The 21836-nt window shown below is 54.4% G+C and carries 19 protein-coding genes; 9 read left to right on the top strand and 10 right to left on the bottom strand.

The annotated features are described in order from the left end of the window. Window positions 1–20 precede the first annotated feature (20 nt). The 4 genes from kdpC to kdpF form a co-directional block, all read right to left on the bottom strand. The gene (gene kdpC, locus EIY72_RS13610) at window positions 21–566 is read right to left on the bottom strand and encodes a potassium-transporting ATPase subunit KdpC (RefSeq protein ID WP_093216465.1); all 546 of its coding nucleotides are present in this window, start codon (window positions 564–566) and stop codon (window positions 21–23) included. 111 nt (window positions 567–677) lie between these two features. Continuing rightward, window positions 678–2744 (bottom strand): potassium-transporting ATPase subunit KdpB, encoded by a 2067-nt coding sequence (kdpB, locus tag EIY72_RS13605; protein WP_093216460.1) that lies wholly within the window; start codon window positions 2742–2744, stop codon window positions 678–680. A 10-nt stretch (window positions 2745–2754) separates the two neighbouring features. Beyond that, window positions 2755–4449 (bottom strand): potassium-transporting ATPase subunit KdpA, encoded by a 1695-nt coding sequence (gene kdpA / locus EIY72_RS13600; protein ID WP_093216456.1) that lies wholly within the window; start codon window positions 4447–4449, stop codon window positions 2755–2757. An 8-nt stretch (window positions 4450–4457) separates the two neighbouring features. Next, entirely contained in the window at window positions 4458–4547 is a 90-nt protein-coding gene (gene kdpF, locus EIY72_RS13595) for a K(+)-transporting ATPase subunit F (protein ID WP_007899818.1), read from the bottom strand. Between the two features lie 459 nt (window positions 4548–5006). Between kdpF and eat the strand changes: the two genes are divergently transcribed. From eat to EIY72_RS13580, 3 genes are all read left to right on the top strand, one after another. Further along, window positions 5007–6371, top strand: a complete 1365-nt coding sequence (gene eat, locus EIY72_RS13590; protein WP_093216451.1) for an ethanolamine permease — start codon at window positions 5007–5009, stop codon at window positions 6369–6371. Window positions 6372–6510: 139 nt separating this feature from the next. Beyond that, a complete protein-coding gene (locus tag EIY72_RS13585) occupies window positions 6511–6678 on the top strand; it encodes a DUF2897 family protein (RefSeq protein WP_093216447.1) in 168 nt (55 codons plus the stop codon). Between the two features lie 161 nt (window positions 6679–6839). Then, window positions 6840–7397 (top strand): TetR/AcrR family transcriptional regulator, encoded by a 558-nt coding sequence (locus EIY72_RS13580; protein WP_093216442.1) that lies wholly within the window; start codon window positions 6840–6842, stop codon window positions 7395–7397. Here EIY72_RS13580 and fabF read toward each other — a convergent pair. From fabF to EIY72_RS13550, 6 genes are all read right to left on the bottom strand, one after another. Next, window positions 7394–8668 (bottom strand): beta-ketoacyl-ACP synthase II, encoded by a 1275-nt coding sequence (fabF, locus tag EIY72_RS13575; protein WP_093216438.1) that lies wholly within the window; start codon window positions 8666–8668, stop codon window positions 7394–7396. The two genes, EIY72_RS13580 and fabF, sit on opposite strands and share 4 nt — an antisense overlap. 33 nt (window positions 8669–8701) lie before the next feature. Beyond that, window positions 8702–9496: an SDR family NAD(P)-dependent oxidoreductase gene (locus EIY72_RS13570; protein ID WP_093216433.1), complete on the bottom strand. Its 795-nt coding sequence runs from the start codon at window positions 9494–9496 to the stop codon at window positions 8702–8704. Between the two features lie 230 nt (window positions 9497–9726). After that, on the bottom strand, window positions 9727–10053 hold the full coding sequence (locus EIY72_RS13565) for a ComEA family DNA-binding protein (RefSeq protein WP_093216429.1): 327 nt from the start codon (window positions 10051–10053) through the stop codon (window positions 9727–9729). Window positions 10054–10165: 112 nt separating this feature from the next. Beyond that, window positions 10166–12160: a polysaccharide biosynthesis protein gene (locus EIY72_RS13560; protein ID WP_093216425.1), complete on the bottom strand. Its 1995-nt coding sequence runs from the start codon at window positions 12158–12160 to the stop codon at window positions 10166–10168. Between the two features lie 108 nt (window positions 12161–12268). Beyond that, entirely contained in the window at window positions 12269–13297 is a 1029-nt protein-coding gene (locus EIY72_RS13555; protein ID WP_093216421.1) for an MraY family glycosyltransferase, read from the bottom strand. Then, on the bottom strand, window positions 13294–14304 hold the full coding sequence (locus EIY72_RS13550) for a UDP-glucose 4-epimerase family protein (protein WP_093216417.1): 1011 nt from the start codon (window positions 14302–14304) through the stop codon (window positions 13294–13296). The genes EIY72_RS13555 and EIY72_RS13550 overlap by 4 nt, the downstream gene beginning before the upstream one ends. A gap of 258 nt (window positions 14305–14562) precedes the next feature. Here EIY72_RS13550 and EIY72_RS13545 point away from each other — a divergent pair, with 258 nt between their 5' ends. Genes EIY72_RS13545 through EIY72_RS29925 form a run of 6 tightly spaced genes read left to right on the top strand, consistent with a single transcriptional unit; the run spans window position 14563 to window position 21585 of the window. After that, on the top strand, window positions 14563–15660 hold the full coding sequence (locus tag EIY72_RS13545) for a DegT/DnrJ/EryC1/StrS family aminotransferase (RefSeq protein WP_093216412.1): 1098 nt from the start codon (window positions 14563–14565) through the stop codon (window positions 15658–15660). Then, window positions 15657–16604 (top strand): glycosyltransferase family 2 protein, encoded by a 948-nt coding sequence (locus EIY72_RS13540; RefSeq protein ID WP_093216407.1) that lies wholly within the window; start codon window positions 15657–15659, stop codon window positions 16602–16604. The genes EIY72_RS13545 and EIY72_RS13540 overlap by 4 nt, the downstream gene beginning before the upstream one ends. Beyond that, on the top strand, window positions 16597–17550 hold the full coding sequence (locus EIY72_RS30210) for a WxcM-like domain-containing protein (protein ID WP_093216402.1): 954 nt from the start codon (window positions 16597–16599) through the stop codon (window positions 17548–17550). The genes EIY72_RS13540 and EIY72_RS30210 overlap by 8 nt, the downstream gene beginning before the upstream one ends. Beyond that, window positions 17550–17942 (top strand): GtrA family protein, encoded by a 393-nt coding sequence (locus EIY72_RS13530; RefSeq protein ID WP_231985526.1) that lies wholly within the window; start codon window positions 17550–17552, stop codon window positions 17940–17942. The genes EIY72_RS30210 and EIY72_RS13530 overlap by 1 nt, the downstream gene beginning before the upstream one ends. A gap of 24 nt (window positions 17943–17966) precedes the next feature. Continuing rightward, complete coding sequence (locus EIY72_RS13525; RefSeq protein WP_093216397.1) at window positions 17967–20177, top strand: glucosyltransferase domain-containing protein; 2211 nt, start codon at window positions 17967–17969, stop codon at window positions 20175–20177. A 28-nt stretch (window positions 20178–20205) separates the two neighbouring features. Beyond that, on the top strand, window positions 20206–21585 hold the full coding sequence (locus EIY72_RS29925; protein WP_170290046.1) for a hypothetical protein: 1380 nt from the start codon (window positions 20206–20208) through the stop codon (window positions 21583–21585). Window positions 21586–21836: the final 251 nt, after the last annotated feature.

Here is a 21836-nt window from a genome sequence, read left to right as displayed (position 1 = left end):
CGGAACGCCGCGCCGCCGATCTACAGTTTTTCCAGCGCCAGGTTCAACTCAAGCACATTGACCACCGGCGGTCCTACCAACGGTTGCTCGATGTGCGCATCGAGCAGTTGCTGCAAGGTCGATACCGGCAGATTGCGCGCCGCCGCCACACGCGCCAGTTGATAGGCAATCGCCGCCGGTGGCAAGTGCGGATCGAGGCCACTGCCGGAGGTGGTCACCAGCGCCAAAGGCACCGGTCCCTGACTCGCGATGTACTGTTTGCCGGCATCCTCGATCACCCGTGTGGCCAGCGCCGGGTTGCTTGGCGAAAGGTTGCTGGCGCTGCTCGACACGGTGGCAAAGGCACCGGCTGAAGGGCGTGGATGGAACCAGGCATCACCGACAAAATCCTGGGCGATCAGTGAGGAGCCGCGCACCTTGCCCTCAGCGTCGCGCACCAGGCTGCCGTTGGCCTGATCCGGGAAGGCGACCTGAGCGACACCGGTGACGACCAGTGGATAGGCGACGCCGGTGATCAGGGTCATCAGCACCAGCAGGCTCAGGGCCGGACGTATCATTGTGGACATTTCAAGATCCTCGAATTCGTAAGGCGCCCCCTCTGGGGCACCGTGTTACCTTCATCACGAGCAAGCTCGCTCCCACAGGGGTAGGCGGTGTGCCTGGCACACCGCTCAAGCTCAAACCAGGTGCAACGCCGTCAACAGCATGTCGATCGCCTTGATGCCCACGAATGGCACCAGGATCCCGCCCAAGCCATAGATCAGCAGGTTGCGCCGCAACAAGGCCGCCGCGCTCGCCGCCTGCACGCGCACACCGCGCAACGCCAGCGGAATCAGCACCACGATGATCAAGGCGTTGAAGACGATGGCCGAGAGAATCGCACTCTGCGGACTGCTCAAGTGCATGACATTGAGCACGCCCAGTTGCGGATAGATCGCCGCGAACAACGCCGGCAGAATTGCGAAGTACTTGGCCACGTCGTTGGCGATGGAAAAGGTCGTCAACGCGCCGCGAGTCACCAGCAACTCCTTGCCGATCTGCACCACGTCCAGCAGCTTGGTCGGGTCGCTGTCGAGGTCGACCATGTTGGCCGCTTCCCGCGCTGCCTGGGTGCCATCGTTCATCGCCATGCCGACGTCCGCCTGGGCCAGAGCCGGCGCATCGTTGGCACCGTCGCCACACATCGCCACCAGGCGACCGTCGTTTTGCTCCTGGCGAATGCGTGCGAGTTTTTTCTCCGGTGTGGCTTCGGCCAACACATCATCCACACCCGCCTCGGCGGCGATTGCGGCGGCGGTCAACGGGTTGTCGCCGGTGACCATCACGGTGCGGATGCCCAGTTTGCGCAACTCGGCAAAACGCTCACGGATGCCGGGCTTGACCACGTCCTTGAGGTGGATCGCGCCAAGCAACTTGCCGTCGGCGCAAACCAGCAATGGCGTGCCACCGCTCTGGGCAATCTTGTCGATTTCGCGGGACAGGGCCGGCGCCAGATCCGTGCGTTTAAGGCCAACGAACGTCAGTAGCGAATCCACTGCGCCTTTGCGATAGACGCGACCCTGATAGTCAACACCGGACAGACGTGTCTCGGCGCTGAATGGAACAGCCGTGAGCAGTTCAGTGGCGGGTTCAGGTTGCGGCTGGCTGCCGCGCAGGTACTCGACAATCGACTTGCCCTCAGCGGTGTCGTCGGCCAGCGAGGCAAACAACGCACCCTCAGCCAACTCTTTGACTGTGACGCCCGGCGCTGCATAGACCGCCGTGCAGCGACGGTTACCGAAGGTGATGGTGCCGGTCTTGTCCAGCAGCAGGACGTGCACGTCCCCCGCCGCTTCCACCGCACGCCCGGACTTGGCGATCACGTTCAGACGCACAAGGCGATCCATCCCGGCGATACCGATGGCCGACAACAGGCCGCCGATGGTGGTCGGGATCAGCGTGACCAATAACGCCACCAGGAACACCAGCGGCAGGCTGCCGTTGGCGAAGTGGGCAAACGGTTGCAGCGTGACCACCACCAGCAGGAAGATCAGGGTCAGGCCGATCAGCAGGATGTCGAGCGCCACTTCGTTCGGTGTTTTCTGACGCTTGGCGCCTTCGACCAGGGCGATCATGCGGTCCAGGGTTGATTCACCCGGGTTGGCGGTGATCTTCACCAGCAGCCAGTCGGACACCAGTCGCGTGTTACCGGTGACGGCGGAACGGTCGCCGCCGGACTCGCGGATCACCGGTGCGGACTCACCGGTAATCGCCGCTTCGTTGACCGCCGCAATGCCTTCGATCACCTCGCCGTCACCGGGAATCATCTCCCCGGCTTCGACCCTGACCACGTCACCCTTGCGCAGGCTGGTGGCGGGCACGACCTGGAAGCTGCCGTTACTGGTTTTGCGCCGGGCGCTGAGGCCTTCGCTGCCAGCCTTGAGGCTGTCGGCCCGGGCCTTGCCGCGCCCCTCGGCCAGGGCTTCGGCGAAGTTGGCGAACAGCACGGTGAACCACAGCCATACGGCAATCTGCGCAGCAACGAAGGTCGGGACCGCCGTGTCTGGAACCAAGCACAATACCGTAGTCAGGATCGCGGTCAGCTCGACCACCAACATCACCGGGGCACGCTGCAGTTGCCGTGGGTCGAGCTTGACGAAGGCTTGCAGCAGCGCCGGACGCCAGAGGGCCGAGAACGCGGTTTTCGGTGCTTCGGCAGATTGGGCCTGTGCTGCAGGTTTTGAAGCGGGAACATGCATATTCATGATCGATTCCTTAGAAGCCCATGCTCAGGTGTTCTGCAATCGGGCCCAGCGCCAGCGTCGGCAGGAAGGTCAAACCACCCACCAGCAAAATGGTCACGGTCAGCAGGGTCACGAACAGCGGACCGTGGGTCGGGAAGCTGTTCTGGCCAACCGGCGCGGTCTTCTTCATCGCCAGGCTGCCAGCCAATGCCAGCACCGGAAGGATGTAACCAAAGCGGCCGATCAACATGCCAAGACCGAGCATCAGGTTGTGGAATGCGGTATTGGCGGTCAGCCCACCGAACGCCGAACCGTTGTTGGCGCTGGCCGAGGTGTAGGCGTAGAGCAACTGGCTGAAACCATGCGGACCGGGATTGCTGATGGTCGCCGCAGGGCCGGGCAGGACAGCGGCAATCGCACCGAGTACCAGCACGCCGACCGGCATGACCATCAGGGTCACCACCAGCAACTGCACCTCTTTGGCCTGTAGTTTCTTGCCGAGGTATTCCGGGGTACGGCCAATCATCAGACCGGCGAGGAACACCGCGATCAACACGTTGAGCAACATGCCGTAGAGTCCGGCACCAACACCGCCGAAAATCACTTCACCGACCATCATGTTGACCAGCGCGACCATGCCGCTCAACGGGTTGAGGCTGTCGTGCATGCCATTGACCGAGCCGTTCGACGCCGCTGTGGTCGTCACCGACCAGAGCACGGTGGCGGTGGTGCCGAAGCGGGCTTCCTTGCCTTCCAGCGGCGCAGTCTGCTCGACGGCCACGTTGTTCAGCGCCGGGTTCGGTTGGTACTCGGCCCACAGCGACGTCGCGCCACCGATCAGGAACAACGCAAGCATGCAGGCGATGATTGCGCGGCTCTGCCGCAGATCCTTCACGTAATGGCCGAAGGTGAACACCAGCGCCACCGGGATCAGGATGATCGACGCCAGTTCGAACAGGTTGCTCCAGGCCGTTGGGTTCTCGAACGGATGCGCCGAGTTCACCCCAAAGAAACCACCACCGTTGGTACCCAGTTGTTTGATCGCAATCTGACTGGCGGCCGGGCCGAGCGGGATCACCTGATCAACGCCCTGCACCGTCACGGCATTCACATACTGCGCGAAGGTTTGCGGCACGCCCTGCCAGACCAGGTACAGAGCGAGCAACAGGCACAACGGCAACAAGCCGTAGAGGGTGGCGCGGGTCATGTCGACCCAGAAATTGCCGAGGTTCTGGGTGGACTTGCGGCCGATGCCACGGCACAACGCGACCAACACCGCCAGACCGGTGGCGGCGCTGACAAAGTTCTGCACGGTGAGGCCGACCATCTGGCTCAGGTAGCTCAGGGAAGCCTCACCGCTGTAGGCCTGCCAGTTGGTGTTGGTCATGAAACTGACGGCGGTGTTGAAGGCCAGCGTCCACTCCTGACCCGGCAGGTTCTGCGGGTTCAGCGGCAAGTGGTCCTGGAACAGCAGGATGACGAACAGCAGCAGGAAACCTGCGAGGTTGAAGGCGAGCAAGGCCAGGGTGTACTTCTGCCAGGTCTGCTCGGACTGCGGATCGACACCCGCCAGTCGATAGCAACCCCGTTCGACCGGGCCGAGGATCGGCGTCAACCAGGTGCGTTGACCTTCCATGACCTTGTAGTAGAAGCGCCCGAGAAACGGCGCCGGGACCAGAACCAATGCGAAAAAGGCAAGGATCAGCCAATAGTCATAACTGTGCATAGCCGCTCCTAGTTCCGGTCCGCGCGCAACAGCGCAACCAACAGATAAATGAACAGTCCCACTGCCAGCAGCAGCGACACTCCGTCCAGAACGCTCATGGAAGTTCTCCGTGTTACGGCGCATTGCCGCGTGTGGAGTCATTGTCGGAAAGGAGGCTGTAAAGGAACGAGACCGAGGGTGTGGGCGGGGCATAAAGAAAGCGTAAAGAGTGGGTTTACACCGGCATTACAGGGGTGTTTGGGTGGACGCTTTCGCGAGCAAGCTCGCTCCCACAGGGGGTCGGTGCAGTGAGATTTATTGCATTTCAATTGTGGGAATGAGCCTGCTCGCAAAGGCTGCACGGCAAGTCGAGTGCAGTCCATTGTGGGAGCGAGCTTGCTCGCGATAGCGGCAGAACAGACACCAACGCCTCCAACTGATGCAGCAAAATACGCACATCAAGCGTCAAATATCCCCGATACGACGCCTTTTCCCACTTTACGACCTCAGTCGCAACACTGGCACGCCCACTGCACACGCCCTCCCCGAGCTTTCCAAACCGTTCAGGGAGCAAACGCATGAATACACAACTCAAACCCACGCTAGGTACCTTGCACCTGTGGGGCATTGCGGTCGGGCTGGTGATTTCCGGTGAATATTTCGGCTGGAGCTACGGCTGGGGTGTGGCCGGTACCCTGGGTTTTCTGGTGACTTCGTTCATGGTCGCGACCATGTACACCTGCTTCATCTTCAGCTTCACCGAACTGACCACCGCCATTCCGCATGCCGGCGGGCCATTCGCCTACAGTCGGCGCGCATTTGGTGAGAAAGGTGGTTTGATTGCCGGGCTGGCAACACTGATCGAGTTCGTCTTCGCTCCGCCAGCCATTGCCCTGGCCATTGGTGCCTATCTGAACGTGCAGTTTCCCGCCCTGGACCCGAAACACGCAGCGGTGGGTGCCTACCTTGTGTTCATGGGGCTGAACATCCTCGGGGTGAAACTGGCTGCTACCTTCGAACTGGTGGTCTGCGTACTGGCGGTCGCTGAATTGCTGGTATTCATGGGGGTGGTGGCGCCGGCGTTCAGCTTCAGCAACTTTGCACTCAATGGCTGGGCCGGTTCCGATGTGTTCGGCGCACCGGCCATCGCCGGCATGTTCGCGGCGATTCCCTTTGCCATCTGGTTCTTCCTGGCTATCGAGGGCGCCGCCATGGCAGCCGAGGAAGCCAAGGACCCGAAACGCACAATCCCCAAGGCCTATATCAGTGGCATTCTGACTCTGGTACTACTGGCCATGGGCGTGATGTTCTTTGCCGGTGGTGTCGGCGATTGGCGTACGTTGGCGAACATCAATGATCCGTTGCCACAAGCGATGAAAACCGTGGTGGGGGAAAGCTCCGGCTGGCTGCACATGCTCGTCTGGATTGGCCTGTTCGGTCTGGTGGCAAGCTTCCACGGGATCATTCTCGGCTACTCGCGACAGTTCTTCGCCCTCGCCCGGGCCGGGTATTTGCCAGCGTCCCTGGCCAGGCTCTCGCGATTTCAAACTCCGCACCGGGCGATCATCGCCGGTGGCGTGATCGGCATCGCGGCCATCTACAGCGATAGCTTGATCAATCTGGGTGGCATGACGCTGACCGCAGCCATGATCACCATGGCGGTATTCGGCGCTATCGTCATGTACATCATGAGCATGCTCAGCCTGTTCAAACTGCGTAAAAGCGAACCGAACCTGGAACGCACCTTCCGCGCGCCGTGCTACCCGCTAATCCCGTTCATCGCACTGTTGCTGGCAGTGGTCTGCCTGGTCGCGATGGCCTGGTTCAACGCGCTGATCGGGCTGATTTTTCTCGGGTTCATGCTGGCAGGTTTCGTGTACTTCATGCTGACCGGGCAACTGCGTGCCAACGCTCCCGCAGATGCCATGTTGACCGGACTTTGAAGACAGGCAGGTGATCAGGCCTGAACAGGCATAGAATGGGCCGATAGCGATGGAACTGCGGCCAAGCCCCATCACTCAAAGTGATATGCACGATTGGTTGACGACCCCGTCAACCCGCCTGCTTTCAAGGAGAGCCCCTATGCCCTGGTATGCCTGGTTGATTCTGATCGTTGCCATTGGCTCGATCGTGGGTGGTTTGATGATGCTGCGCGACACCGCCAACAAGGTCGAACTGACCGAGGAGCAACGCAAACGCGTGGATGAACGCAATGCGGAAATGGACGCCAAGGAAGCACAGGACCGCTGAACGAAAAACCCGCCGTCATTGGCGGGTTTTGTTTAAACAGGCTGCGTTAAAGCTGAATCTTTGTAGCGAATTCGCAGAATTAGCGTGTTTTTTAGAAGTAGAAGTACAGTCACCATTCAATTTCATTTGGTTAATATGGCGCATCGATGTGGAGAGATCAGATGCGTTACTCGCAGGACCATAAAGCCCAGACCCACCAACGCATCATCAAGGAAGCATCGGCCCGATTCCGACGTGACGGTATCGGTGCGACCGGCTTGCAACCGCTGATGAAAGCACTGGGCCTGACCCATGGCGGTTTTTACTCCCACTTCAAGTCCAAGGACGAACTGGTCGAGAAAGCCCTGCAAGAGGCGGGTCATCAGGTTGACGGGTTGTGTGCGCAGCTTTTCTCCGAAGAGCACCCTCTCCACGCGTTCATCGACACCTATCTTTCCGAGTGGCATCTGACCTCCCCTCACGAAGGTTGCCCCCTGCTGACCATTTCGTCGGAATTAGGATTGCGTGGTCAGGCAAGCCCGACCACCGATACCGTACTCAAGGCTCGCCTCGACCAGATCGAGCAAACCCTTGAAGATGAAAACGCCGCCGACCGGAGCATCGTCATCATGTCGACGCTGGTCGGCGCCCTGTTGCTGTCGCGCAGTGTTGCAGACGCCGACTTTTCGCAACGGATACTCGACGTCGTACGCGATCATCTCAAACAGCCAGAAGACTAATCCTGCCAGCGTTTGAACAGCACGCTGGCATTCACGCCGCCAAAGCCGAAACCGTTGGATAGCGCATACTCGATTGCCATTGGTCGCGCCTGGCCGTGAACGATGTCCACGCCTTCGGCCGCCGGGTCCGGATTTTCCAGGTTGAGCGTGGCAGGCACGACCTGATCGCGAATCGCCAACAACGTGAAGATGGCCTCGATCCCGCCAGCTGCGCCCAACAAATGCCCGGTCGCCGACTTGGTAGATGTCACCGCAATTGCGTTGCGGGTACCGAACACTGCCTTGATGGCCGCCAGCTCGCCAAGATCCCCCACGGGTGTCGAGGTGGCATGAGCGTTCAAGTGCTGGACCTGATCCGGGGTGATGCCTGCCTGGGCCAACGCCAACGACATCGCCCGTTGCGCACCGCTGCCATCCTCCGGGCCTGCGGTCAGGTGATAAGCATCGGCACTGGTGCCATAGCCGACCAGTTCTGCCAACGGCTGCGCGCCCCGCGCCAACGCATGCTCCAGGGATTCGATGACCAGCAATCCCGCGCCCTCGCCCATGACAAAGCCGTCCCGATCCCGGTCGAACGGACGTGAAGCACGCTCCGGCATGTCGTTGAAACCGCTGGACAAGGCGCGAGCAGCGGCAAACCCGGCGAGGCTGACGCGATCGATTGCCGCTTCCGCACCGCCACACACCGCGATGTCTGCCTCGCCGCAGCGAATCAGCCGCGCGGCATCACCAATGGCCTGGACACCGGCTGCGCAAGCGGTAACCGGTGCACCCAACGGTCCCTTGAAACCGTGCTGGATGGATACGTGCCCGGCGGCAAGATTGACCAGAAATGAAGGGATGGTGAATGGCGACAAACGTCGCGGGCCTCGACTGTCCGTGGTGCGAACCGCATCGGCAATCGCGCCGAAGCCGCCGACCCCGGAACCGATGATGGTCGCTGTCCGCTCTTGAGCCTTGGCATCCTGCGCCTGCCAGCCCGCCTGCTCCAGCGCCTGTCGAGCCGCCTCCATCGCAAAGATGATGAAGCGGTCCATCTTTTTCTGCTCTTTGGGCGGCGTGGCCCGGTCAGGATCGAAACCCGCTTCAGGATCCTCCACCAGCGTCTGCACATTGCCGCCGACCTTGGCCGGTAAATCGGCAACCACCGCTTCCGGCAAATGACGCAGTCCTGAACGACCGGCCAGCAGACGCTTCCAGACGGCCTCGACCCCCGTGCCCAAAGGCGACACCAGGCCCATGCCCGTGACTACAATTCGACGTTCACTCATACCGCACATCCCTCAAGCCGTGAAATTGATGCCTCACTTGTACCGTGCGGCAGCCGTGCTTCTGGAAAGATTAGGCGCCATGACATGTCGCGCAGCAACAAAGGCTTTCCATTCACCGGCGTCTGGAAGAGAAGGAATGGTGACCAGCTCACCCTGGTCCAGGCCCGACAACGCTGCATCGACCATTTCCCCAGCCTCCATGACCATCTCCGCCGGAATTTGCGAAGCATCGATACCTGAACGCTCCCAGATTTCAGTACGGGTCACGCCAGGCAACACGGCCTGAACCTGCACACCGCTGCCTTGCAGTTCCGCATTCAACGACTGGGTCAGACTCAACACATACGCCTTGCTGGCGCTGTAGGTCGCGTTGAAACGCTCTGGAAACAGCGCCACCACGGACGCAATGTTGATAATCGTGCCGCGGCCAGCCTTGGCAAAATTGTCAGCGGCGGCGGATGCCAATCGCGTGACCGCGGTGATGTTCAACTGGATCATTCGCTCCAATTGCTCGGTATCGGCCTTGGCCAACTGCCCTTCGGCCGCAACACCCGCGTTGTTGAGCAGCAAACTGATGCTCGCATCACTGCGCAACCGTTGCTCGATCTTGAGTACGTCCTGCTTCTGGGTCAGATCTGCCTTGAGTACTTCCACCTGCACACCATGTTCGGCGCGTAGCTTGCTGGCGGCTGTCTCCAACCGGACCAGATCGCGGGCAACCAACAACAGGTCAAAACCACGCTCAGCCAGGCGCTCAGCGTAAATTGCGCCGATACCGGACGAAGCTCCGGTGACGAGGGCCGTACCTTTGGATTGCACAGAATTCATGGCGATGCTCCTGAAACATGAAAGGGAAACCCGCGCCGTTGATTCACCAAGCGACGCCGAGCGACGAATTTATTATAGGCATAATTTTAATCTAATATGATAGTGGTAATTTATTTTCTGCTGACCAAAGGCCCACGTTCCATGTTTGAGTTCGGCCACGCTGATGATTTCTCGCAGGCCAAAATGCAAAAAGGCCGGTCAATGACCGGCCTCGGGGCAGATTTACAAGCTTAGTTCACCTCAAGTATCTCGCGATTTTTATCCAGAATGGCTTTACCGATCCCCTTGACCTCCAACAACTCATCGACAGATGCGAAGGGGCCATTGGTTTCACGATACGCAACAATCGCCTTGGCCTTGGCCTCACCAACGCCAGACAAATCCCTTTGCAGGGTGACTGCATCAGCGCTGTTGAGGGCTACCTTTCCGGACTCTGAGGTCTCTACTGTCGCAGCGGCGTTGACTGCCTCGGCTTTCACCGCAGGCGCCGCGAAAGCCGTTGTGGAAATGCTGGTGAGCAGGGCAAAAATCAGAGAGTTGAATAAGCCAGTACGCATAAATGACGCTCCATGACATCCATTGAGAAAGCAGCTTTTCCGAAGCTGCTTCCCAAACCTAGGCGATGTATGGAGCCTGTCAAAAATGTGTCTATTGCAGGATATGAAGCAATCAGGGCTCGAGACGGCGTTGCTGGTAGATCCAGTCGACGATTTCGCCGTCGGGGGCGTAGCCACTGACGGTTTCGCGCAGGAGTTGGCGGACGCGGGAGTAGTCGTCATGCTCGACTGCTGCAAGCAGTTCGCTGAGACGGCTCTTCAAGACATCCCAGGGCAGGTGGTCTTCGTTGGCGCTCATGATCATCGGGTGATCAGTGGCCGCCACGTTATCGCCAATCAACAGTTCTTCGTACAACTTTTCGCCAGGACGCAAACCTGTGAACTCGATGGAAATGTCGCCCTGCAGGTTCTTTTCCGAACGAACACTCAAACCGGACAGGTGAATCATTTTTTCAGCCAATTCGACAATCTTCACCGGCTCGCCCATATCGAGCACAAACACGTCACCGCCCTGCCCCATTGAGCCCGCCTGAATCACCAATTGCGCAGCTTCGGGGATGGTCATGAAATAGCGGGTAATCTTTGGATGGGTGACCGTTAGCGGGCCGCCCGCTTTTATCTGCTTGTGAAACAGCGGTATCACAGACCCAGAAGATCCAAGGACATTGCCAAAGCGCACCATGGTAAACCGTGTCTTGTTGACTCTCGACACATTGGCTTTGTCACCAAACAAGACCGGTGCTATCTCGCGACTCAAGGCCTGCAGGCTCAGTTCCGCAAGCCGCTTCGTACTGCCCATTACATTAGTGGGACGCACAGCTTTATCGGTCGAAATCAATACGAAATTGGCAACCCCGGCCTGCAATGCCGCCTGGGCCGTGTTAAGCGTGCCAATGACATTGTTCAGCACGCCCTCGGCGATGTTGTGCTCAACCATGGGCACGTGTTTATAGGCCGCAGCGTGGTAGACCGTATCCACACCCCAGGTTTTCATCACATCCAGCAACTTATGCGAGTGACGGATCGAGCCAAGGATTGGAAGCAACTGAACAGAAGTAGACTCCCGACTCCCACGCTGTTCCAGTTCCGACAAGATGCTGTATAGATTGAACTCGCTATGGTCGAACAGAATCAATGCAGCGGGTGCGAGCGCGAATATCTGCCGACAAAGCTCCGATCCGATCGACCCACCCGCCCCCGTTACCATGACAACCTTGCCTTTGACGCAACGCTCAAGCAGCTCAGGTTGTGCGGGTACCGAATCACGTCCCAGCAGGTCAGCGATATCCACTTCCTGAATGTCTTCAACCTTGACTCGACCGCTGGCCAGATCGGTGAAGTTGGGAACGCTACGAATGTGCAGCGGAAAACGCTCCAGCAAGGACAGAATTTCCCGGCGTCGCGCTCGTGTCGAAGACGGCAGGGCCAGGAGGATTTCCTTGGCACCCGTCTCATCGATCATCTGTTGGATATGTTTGGGCTTGTAGACCTGCAGGCCGGCGATTGCACGATCGGCGATGCTGGAATCATCGTCGATAAAGGCCACCGGGCGCATGACACGGCCCATGCGAAGCGCCGCAACCAGCTGGTTACCCGCAACTCCGGCACCGTAAATCGCCACTTTTGTCAGACCGTCATCGCGGTTGATGAACGGCATGTGCTGACCACCGGCAAACCAGTCGCCCATGAAATAGTGGCGCATGCACAGGCGCAAACCACCAATGATGACCAGGCTGAGCCACCAGTAATTGAAAACGATGGAGCGTGGTACGACGGCTTCGTGATTGCTGTACCAGTAAACAGCCAGCGCCAGGGTCAATGAAGAGAGGCTGACCGCCTTGATAATGGCGACAAGCGCATCATTACCGAAGTAACGCATCACCGCCCGGTACATGCCGAATCGAATGAAAAGAGGTATGGCGATGACCGGAGCACAGACAAACAGCCAGAAATGCACTTTCAAGGGGTTGTACATTTCGTCCAGCCCCAATCGCACGATAAACGCCAACCACAAGGCAACCCAAACGAGCACGACGTCAGTCGCCACTTGAATCAACCTTTTCCGGCGTCGTGGCAGTCCTACCAGGTACCCTCGGATTTTATCCATAAACTCTTCAAACACCTCAGCCACCCTGTTTCAGCAGCCCTTCATTGTGACAATCTATCAAGGGCGCCCGGCGATCACTCTAAACCTAAATGACACGCTAGTTACTGCTTAGTTCTTTATCGTCGAAACTTCCAGATCACCAGCACGAAACTTTATCGCGAGGATGATCAGCGGTACGTAAGCCAGAATCAATCCGAGAACCCCGTCCAACCCGAAATGGGTCACACCCAGGGCTATCGGCAGCAACCAGAACAGATTTATTGCTCCGACAGCCAGCGTCACCGGCAAATGTTTGCCAAAGCGTCGCGAAGCGAATTGATAAGCATGGCTGCGATGCGCTTCGTAGACCTTGTCCCCCCGCAACAAACGACGTAGCAGCGTAAACGTGGCATCGACTATGAATACGCCCAACAGGATCAACCAGGCCCAGAACATCGGTGCGCTTGCCCAGGCGGCCTGGATGGACAGTCCACCCAGGACGATGCCTAGGAAACCACTGCCTGCATCCCCCATGAAAATTCGTGCGGGCGGAAAATTCCAGTACAGAAACCCCGACACTGCGGCGGCAAGCAACAACGGCGCCCAGATCAGATTCTCCAGTCCGGATATCCAGTAGAGCAGACAGGCGCCCAGGCAGGCACAAATGGCTTCCACGCTGGCGATGCCGTCGATCCCGTCCATGAAGTTGTAGAGATTGAGCAGCCATACCAGGTAAACAGCAGCGAGCAGGTGGCCGGCCCAGCTTAGATTGATGTCCAATCCAAGCAAACTGACAGGAGGGAATCCCCCCAACCACACCAGCAACCAGATTGCTGCGCAAAAGTGGCCCAGCAAACGCCAACGTGCGGCGATATGGCCGTGGTCGTCCATGAAGCCGATCAAGGCGATCACCGCTCCAGCGCCGGCAATGGCCAAAAAAGCCGTAACAGACATCGACCCGGTGGCGCTAAGAAATACCATCGAGAGGATAAAAGCCACGACTATGGCGACGCCACCGCCCCGAGGCGTTGCAACCACGTGGGAGCTGCGGGCATTAGGAACATCCATCAGACTTCGCGAAATTGCATATTTACGCAGCGAAGCGGTGAGCAAATACGAAACACCAATAACCACGGGAATGATCCACGCGTAACTCATCGCTTGTGAAACTCCAGAAAATGCTGCGCGGTCCGTTTCAGTCCATCGTCTAGGCTATTGGGCGGACGCCAGCCCAGTAACTCCCGGTTTTTTGTGATATCGACCTGCAATGACCCGAACAGCCGCTGGGCCACGGCGCCGCGTCCAAGCAACCCCGCCAGGAAAACCAGCAATCCGGCAGGAACCGGGACGAGCCAGGTTCTCGCCCCCAGAAAAACGAGAAGGCGACGCATCAGCTGTGTCGTTGAAACATCCTCGCCATCACTCACCAAAAAAATCTGGTTAGAGGCACGAGGGTGTTCAATACACACACTGATCAGATCAATGATGTTTTCCAGGGAGACAAGACTGCGAAAATTCTTCACCGCGCCAAAAGGCAAGGGAATGCCCTTCACCAACCATCGCATCATCTGCTGAAAATTCGCAGCGACTCCAGCACCGTAAATAAGTACAGGCCGGATGATAACGACATCAATGAGCCCGGCGCGGGAAAGTTCCAGAAGTTTCTGTTCAGCTTCGTACTTGGAAATGCCATAGGGATCAACAGGGCGTGGAGGGTCTTCCGCCGAGAAAGCCGCGCCTTCTAAAGTACTTTCGCCATTGACCTTGATCGAACTGATAAAGATAAATCGTTCAACCCCTGCGTCAATGGCTTGCCGTGCAAGGTTAAGTGTCCCCTCAACATTGACCGATCTGAATTTTTGCAGTGATTGCACCGAATCCTCGTGCATGATGTGTACGCGACCGGCGGAATGCACGATCACATCGACACCGGCAAGAGACTCGGCCCAGTCAGTTGTCCCATCAATGTTTGTTATACGGGTCTTTTTAACGGAGTCGGGCAGGTTGCTATTGTCTTTTCTGAGCGGAGTAACAATCGAAGCGCCTGGAATCTTGGAGAGATGCAACACCAGCGCATTTCCGAGAAAGCCTCCGGCGCCGGTGACAAGTATTTTTTTTGACATCTCAACCGATCGACAATAGATAGCAATGGAATAATCTATCACGATGGGTGGTCTATTGACGTCGTTTTTTGCTCCTCCCCCTCCTGGTCAAAGCTACGCAGCCCTCTTTGATTCACACCTCGAAACGATTTAGCCTCGGCCAGTTGGAGCAGATGGCAGAGCGGGATAGAATCCCTCCAATTTTGACCACAAAGCTCAACTGCAGAATCGGGGCACCTCGCGAAGACTGGACGTATCGCGCCCCTGGTTCAATGCAACACAGCACAATCCAGTGAGCCAGGCCTCGTAGGGAGCATGTCGATGCAGCAAATCAATAATCTCAGCGCAAAAATTGCAAAATTCCGGGATCAGATCGACGCATCCATTCAGCGCGTGGTCTCCAGCGGGTGGGTCGTCCTGGGCCCTGAAGTAAAGCGCTTTGAAGCCTCTTTTGCCCAATACCTGGGTGCTGAACACTGCATCACCGTTGCCAATGGAACCGACGCAATCGAATTGGCCTTGAAAGCACTGGGTGTCAAAAAAGGCGATCTTGTTGCAACCATCGCCAACGCCGGCATGTATACCACCACCTCGGTGCTGGCCATCGGCGCAACTCCTGCTTTCATGGATATCGACCCTGTTACTCAAGTGGTGACGCTTGCAGAAGTCAAACGTGTCGTTGAGGCTGGCGCCAAAGTCGTCGTCGTCACCCACCTTTATGGTTTAGCGATCCCTGAAATCCAGGAAATTGCCCATTTCTGCGCTGACAACGGCATCCCTTTGCTGGAGGACTGCGCGCAGGCTCACGGGGCGCGGATGCATGGGAAACGAGTGGGGACCTTTGGTGATGCTGCCAGCTTCAGCTTCTACCCGACAAAAAACCTCGGCGCGCTGGGTGACGGTGGTGCTGTCGTCACCAACTCCGCTGCCATTGCACAGCAAGTGGCACAGCTGCGTCAGTACGGCTGGTCTTCGAAATATTGCGTAGAGCTGGACGGCGCCAGAAACAGTCGCCTGGATGAAATGCAGGCCGCTATCCTCTCTGAGTTCCTACCCCACCTTGATGAGGGCAACGCGCGTCGCCATCAGATCGCTGAGCGCTACCGCAACGAGATCAATCAACCCGACATCGAACATCCACAAGGCAATAGCGATGCCTGGGTTGCTCACCTTTATGTGCTCAAGAGCGTCAAACGTGACTCTCTGCAACAGCACCTGCGTGCACAACAAATCGCGTCCGAAGTTCACTACCCGATTCCTGACTACAAGCAACCTGTCTTCGGCAACACCTACGCCGACATTCACCTGGCAAACACCGAACACCTGGCAAAAGAAATACTGACTCTGCCCTGCTATCCGGAGATGTCTGAAGACCAGGTCAGCGCAGTGATCCAGGCCGTGAATGGATGGGCTGCATGAAGTACTCGATCATCGTCCCCGTTTATAAAAACGCTGAATCCATCCCTCGTTTGATTCAAGCCATCAGTGGAATCAACGAGAGTTTGAATAATGAAGTGGAAGCAGTGTTTGTCGTTGACGGGAGCCCCGATGCATCTTTTGCGTTGATCAAGAAAGAACTGGCAAACCTGCCGTTCGCCGCCCAGTTGATCGCTCACTCGAGAAACTTTGGCTCATTCCCGGCGATTCGAACGGGATTGATGGCCGCAAATGGCGATTACTTCGGGGTCATGGCAGCTGACTTGCAGGAGCCTCCGGAACTGCTGATCAGCTTCTTCCGCTCACTGGCCAATGATGAATGCGATGTCGCCATCGGGACACGCAACGCTCGCAAGGACCCCCTCTTCAGCCGATTGGCTTCTACTATGTTCTGGGGCCTCTACAGGAAACTGGTTGTCCATGACATGCCCAAGGGTGGCGTTGACATCTTCGGCTGCAACAATGCCTTCAAGGAGCAACTGCTGAAGCTGGAAGAGTCCAGATCATCATTGATCGCCCTGATTTTCTGGCTCGGCTTCCGCAGAAAGTTTGTCGACTATGATCGCCAGATTCGCCAGGAAGGAAAATCAGCCTGGACATTCAAGAAGAAGCTGGAATACATGATGGACAGCGTCTTCGCGTTCACCGACTACCCAATTCGCCTGCTGATCAAAATGGGCGCCATAGGCTCATTGATGTCCGCGGCCATAGGCTTGTTGGTGATCATTGCAAGAATTCACGGCACGATTGCCGTGCCTGGGTACGCCGCGACCATGGTCGTAGTGTTGCTGTTGGGCACCCTGAATCTTCTAGGCCTTGGCCTCGTCGGCACCTACGCCTGGCGAGCCTATGAAAATACCAAACAGCGACCGCTGGCTGTCGTGAGCATCCAACTGAACAACAGGGAGCAAGCTGACCATGTCTAACCCGACCATCCATCCAAGTGCAGATGTCAAAAGTACCCACATCGGGCAAAACACCCGTGTATGGCAATACGTTGTCATTTTCCCGGAAGCAGTGATCGGCGAGGACGTGAACATCTGCTCCCATTGCCTGATCGAGAATGACGTCGTTATCGGCGACAGAACCACTATCAAGTCTGGCGTCTATGTCTGGGACGGTTTGCGTATTGGCAACGATGTGTTTGTCGGACCTAACGTAACATTCACCAACGACAAATTTCCTCGCTCGAAAATCTACCCTGAAACATTCTTGCCGACCGTCATTCACGACAAAGCCTCGATTGGCGGTGGAGCAGTCATCCTCCCTGGCGTCACTATCGGCACAGGTGCGATGGTCGGTGCAGGCGCAGTCGTGACGAAATCAGTACCGCCGTACGCGATCGTGACAGGATCCCCGGCGCGTATCACCGGATATGTTGAAAACACCCAATCCAGCACAGCCAGCAACAAGCCAAAGCTTCTCACCGACACGAAATCCGTAGAAGGCACCACGCGAGTTGGCGTAGGCGACGTGACCTTCCACAACTTCAAATACGTCGCGGACATGCGCGGCGACCTATCGGTTGGCGAGTTCGAGAAAGAAATACCCTTTATACCGAAACGCTACTTCCTGGTTTTCAACGTCCCAAGCCAAAAGACCCGAGGCGAGCACGCACATCATAACTGCCATCAATTTTTGATTTGTGTGAAAGGCAGCTGCGCTGTTGTGGTTGATGACGGGAAGAATCGCGCTGAAGTGATGCTTGATGCACCCAACAAAGGTATTTATCTGCCGCCCAAGATTTGGGGTATTCAGTATAAGTATTCTGAAGATGCGGTTCTCTTGGTATTTACTTCTGACTATTATGATGCGGCGGATTATATTCGGGATTATTCTGATTTTGTCAAGATCACGGACATAAAAAAATAGTGGACACCAATATATCCAAGGAAACCGTTCGGCGATGGCTATATTTTTTAGCAGGAGGGGGGTTAAACACCCTTCTGACTTACGGAATATATTTATTACTGGCACAATTTATCAGCTATCAAAAATCCTACGTCATCGCGTACATAAGCGGAATTATATTTTCCTATATATTTAATTCGCAAGTTGTTTTCAATGTTAAAAAATCCTGGAAGGGCGTACTTGCCTACCCGTTAGTTTATTTACTTCAATACATACTAGGCGCACTACTACTAAACCTATTAGTAGAGCGATTAGGAATACCAAAAGAAGTAGCCCCGATTTTGATTATTATTGCACTGCTGCCTGCAACTTATTTACTAAGCAAAAAAATACTCAATTCAACATCCGCCTAAACAGGAACGGACAAGCAATACACGATGACAAACATTACAGAACAAACGTTATCTGACGAATCGTTTGCCTCAACTTCTGGCAAAGTAAATGTCTGGGTGGCACACATCGTCCCCTCAGCGATTTTAATCTTCGCACTGTGGCTACCTTTCGGCTTTTCTCTGACGGGACTGATCGAAGAATGGGGGATACTAGGATTATTCACTAGCCATGGGCTGTTCTATATCAGTGATACATCAAGCCCTTTGGCTGCGCACGCACTAAGACCACTAACAATTTTCCCACAAGCTGTCGCTTATTACCTGGATCCCTACTCATTTAAATACTGGAACCTTCTGCTCGCACTATCACTTCTTATAAAAGGAGTGTGCATGAGCTATATAACAAAATACATCACAAAATCTACAAAGTTGGGAGTAATCGCAGGAATTCTTATTATTATATACCCAGCTGACACGATGCAACTCGCCTTTAGAGCCTTACATATTAACTGGGCATTAAGTATTCTGTTGCTGAGCACTGCTCTTTTCATTGGTTCACTACATCAAAAATCAACCCCTGCCTCTTATATTCAAGGAATTGTATCGGCCTCACTGCTATTCGCCGCCTGTGCAATGTATGAATCCTCACTGCTTTTTATTGTTCTTCCTACCCTGATTATACTTGCCAAATCTGGGGTAAGATCGAGCATCCACCAGATTCGAAAAAAGGCTTTTAAGCATACAATATGGCTTGCCGGCGCGCTCTCTTACATCGCATATGTAATCCATACCGCACCGTTAATCAACAGCTATCAAAGCGCATTATCTGGCAGCAACTCACTCGACACGCTTTTACACTCTCTTCCAAATCTTTTTTCGATCGGATTGCTAAGAACACTACTCGGGGGTTGGTATGATGCAGCCAAAATAACCAATTCCGAATTTCATACATACTGGTACATCACCTTTTCATTGACGGTGATTACCGCTGCATCAGCCTTAACAATATTCATTACAAAAAAAGAAAAAAAACCCAACGCTAAAAAACCACTCAGCTCTGCACTTCTCCTCTTCGCAAGTGGATTTACCCTGGTACTGCTTGGATATTTCCCATACCTATTATCGCCAGCCCATCAATCCATCAGCCAACGCACTTTTCTCTTCGCATCCCCAGGAGGTGTTTTGGCACTAATTGCTATATTGATTGCAGCTAGAAAGGCGAATAAATATATAGCCAATGGGCTAATCGCTTTCTTGGTGCTCATTGGATTCTCGACCCAACTTTACCAATTTCATCACTACGTTAAAATCTCCGATAGACAACGCATGATATTGAAAAACATTGTCGAACAGTTTGATGGAGAAATCGGAGACAAAACCCTGGTAGTCATTGATAAAACAAATCAACTTAACCATACCTGGATGTTTCTAAATGGGAACCTGCAGGCAGCCCTAAACTACGTTTATGGGCATCCTTTCAACAAAATTGAAGTGTGTCATGAACGTGGTAACGAATGGCAGATGAGCGACAGCGTCGAACGAAAAGGCAAGTGTGAAGAAACTGCCAATGAGTGGATTTTTCATTACCCAACGCCCATCAGCGGCCCTGGCGTCCCCCTTACCCCAGCGATCGAAGACAAAGCGATCTCGAAATCCCAAGTTGTTAGCATCACAGTAGATCCTGATGAAGCTGATTCTAACGCTACACCTCGAACAAACCTTTTACGTAATGACCCAGGCCGCACGGGTTTGATTTATCGTGGTTTTATAGACCAACTCAAGTACCACAATTCTCTAGTGGACTTCGAGGATCAAAACAATAGCGACCATTATTTCTGGGGGTTTGGTAAATGGTGGAGTATGGAGCTGCCCACGGCAGGCTCCGGTTGGCGTGAAAGCGTATGGTCAGTTAACAAACTTAATCATACGTCTGCTGCTTGGAAAACCAGCGAAAGTGCTTTCCTGAACTTTGAATTTAAGCCCAAGGAAGACAGCTACCATTTAAAAGGACAGTTTGACATATTTGCAAATCCCACAATAAAAAATAGCATGAGAATACAAATCAATGATATCAATCTCCCTTTTAAATGGAGAGACGAACAGTATTTCGAAGCCGAAATATCGAAGATTCAACTAAAAAACGGGGTCAACACCATCACTTTTACAAGTGATACCGACGATAAATATTATGGACTTTCCGCAAGATTGGATTGGGTTGAAATAGTCAAACACCGTACATCGTCAAAAAACAAATAACCCAGAAACCAAATCAGGCTGCAATACCATGGATACAGTACGAATGCGTCAATCAATGCTCTCGACATCAACTCCAAGTGTCAGATCAAATGTATACTCATTCCTGATTGTTTTCATTTCCCTATTCACAGCACATCATTTTTTTGGCATTACCGACTTCCCCTACGATTCAAAATTGTACTGGAGCCTAAGCACCCCTGAGGCCATCGCAAACTTCCCTGACAATGTTAGGGGTTACGTCTATGCATACTTGTTATTACCCATTCACTTTTTAACTGATGCCGTGAGCGATTCAGGACAGTTTATATTCCGGCTTAGCTCTTCCTTATTATATGCCTATCTTCTAACAGGTCCCGTAGCATCCTTCTTCCGCCAATGCTTTGGAGGATCTCTAACGACGATTCGACGCACGGTATTTGCCCTGCTAACAGTTTCAGTTTTTCCAGGGCTATTTCTATATCCTCTTTCTGATATGCCAGCCGCAATATGCTTGATTATTGCAATAAAACTCGCACTCAATCCTGAACGAAAGCACTGGCTCGTACTCCTGTTTTTTTCGGGTGCGGCAGCTAGCGCTGCTTACAATATTCGAACGATCTATCTATTCGCTTTTATTGCCTTGCTATTTACCATTCCGTTCACACTGCACGAAAAGTCTTGGCGAGCGCGCGGGCTTGGTTTGATGATATTTATATTCGGTGCGTTTTTAATCGCTCTTCCGCAAATGGCGATAAATAAACGCATTCACAACATCGCATCCCCTTTAGTGTTTGCCACTGTTGAAGGAAAATCATTAATGGCAACACAACTATTTTGGGGAATTACGGTACAGCGCTACGAAACCTATGTCGGCAAAGATACTCCTGCGCCAAGCATATATTACAGAGACCCTGCCGGCATTATCTTACGCTCGCTTAACGAATCAGTATTCACTAGTGAACCTTCTATCAGCGGGTACGCCTCGTTGCTCATGAGTCACCCGATGCAATTTCTTGGTATCTATGGGAGACATTTTGTTAACGGCATCGATGTACGTGATGGATTGGTTTACATCACAAAACCCTCTATCAATAAAAGCACTACTGCAATCCTGTGTTTTAGTCTATTTTTTTTTGGCGCTTTAATTTTCTGCACAAGACAAAATCCTCGCCAGGTGGAAATTGTATATCTCGCCCCTCTACTCATTCCGCTGTTAGCTATACTTCCCGGGGCAATTGAAACTCGATTTTTTTTACCTCTCTATCTGATACTGTTTGGAGCAATCGCGACGCAATTTCAATGGCATGACTTTCAAAAGCTTTTAAGGAACCATTGGATACCCCTCTTGGCTGCCTACATTGTACTCGGCACCTCTTTTCTCGCTATTACTACCACTACAATGGCCAACGTATCGTACAGCCTGCCTTGATCTTAAAGAGAGTTAACTGCATGAAGAACGAGCGTGGCGAGGGATGGTACTTTCGGATTATTGGGCTTTGAGCTTGGTATCGCTTCCCTTTCTTAAAGAAGCCTAGGCCTCTATGGAGAAAGGAAGGCTATAACACAACCAGCCAATCCTATCTACGAACTACCCCTATTAAAGTTATGGCAAACACTCGCAACAAGCTAAATTACTCATAAAAAAATGGCATAATTTTGCAAATACTTAAAAACGTTGAT

This window comes from Pseudomonas vancouverensis (assembly GCF_004348895.1).
In the GTDB taxonomy this organism is placed as follows: Bacteria; Pseudomonadota; Gammaproteobacteria; order Pseudomonadales; family Pseudomonadaceae; genus Aquipseudomonas; species Aquipseudomonas vancouverensis.
Note: the sequence above shows the minus strand (reverse complement) of the source record. Positions and strands in the feature narration are given on the sequence as shown.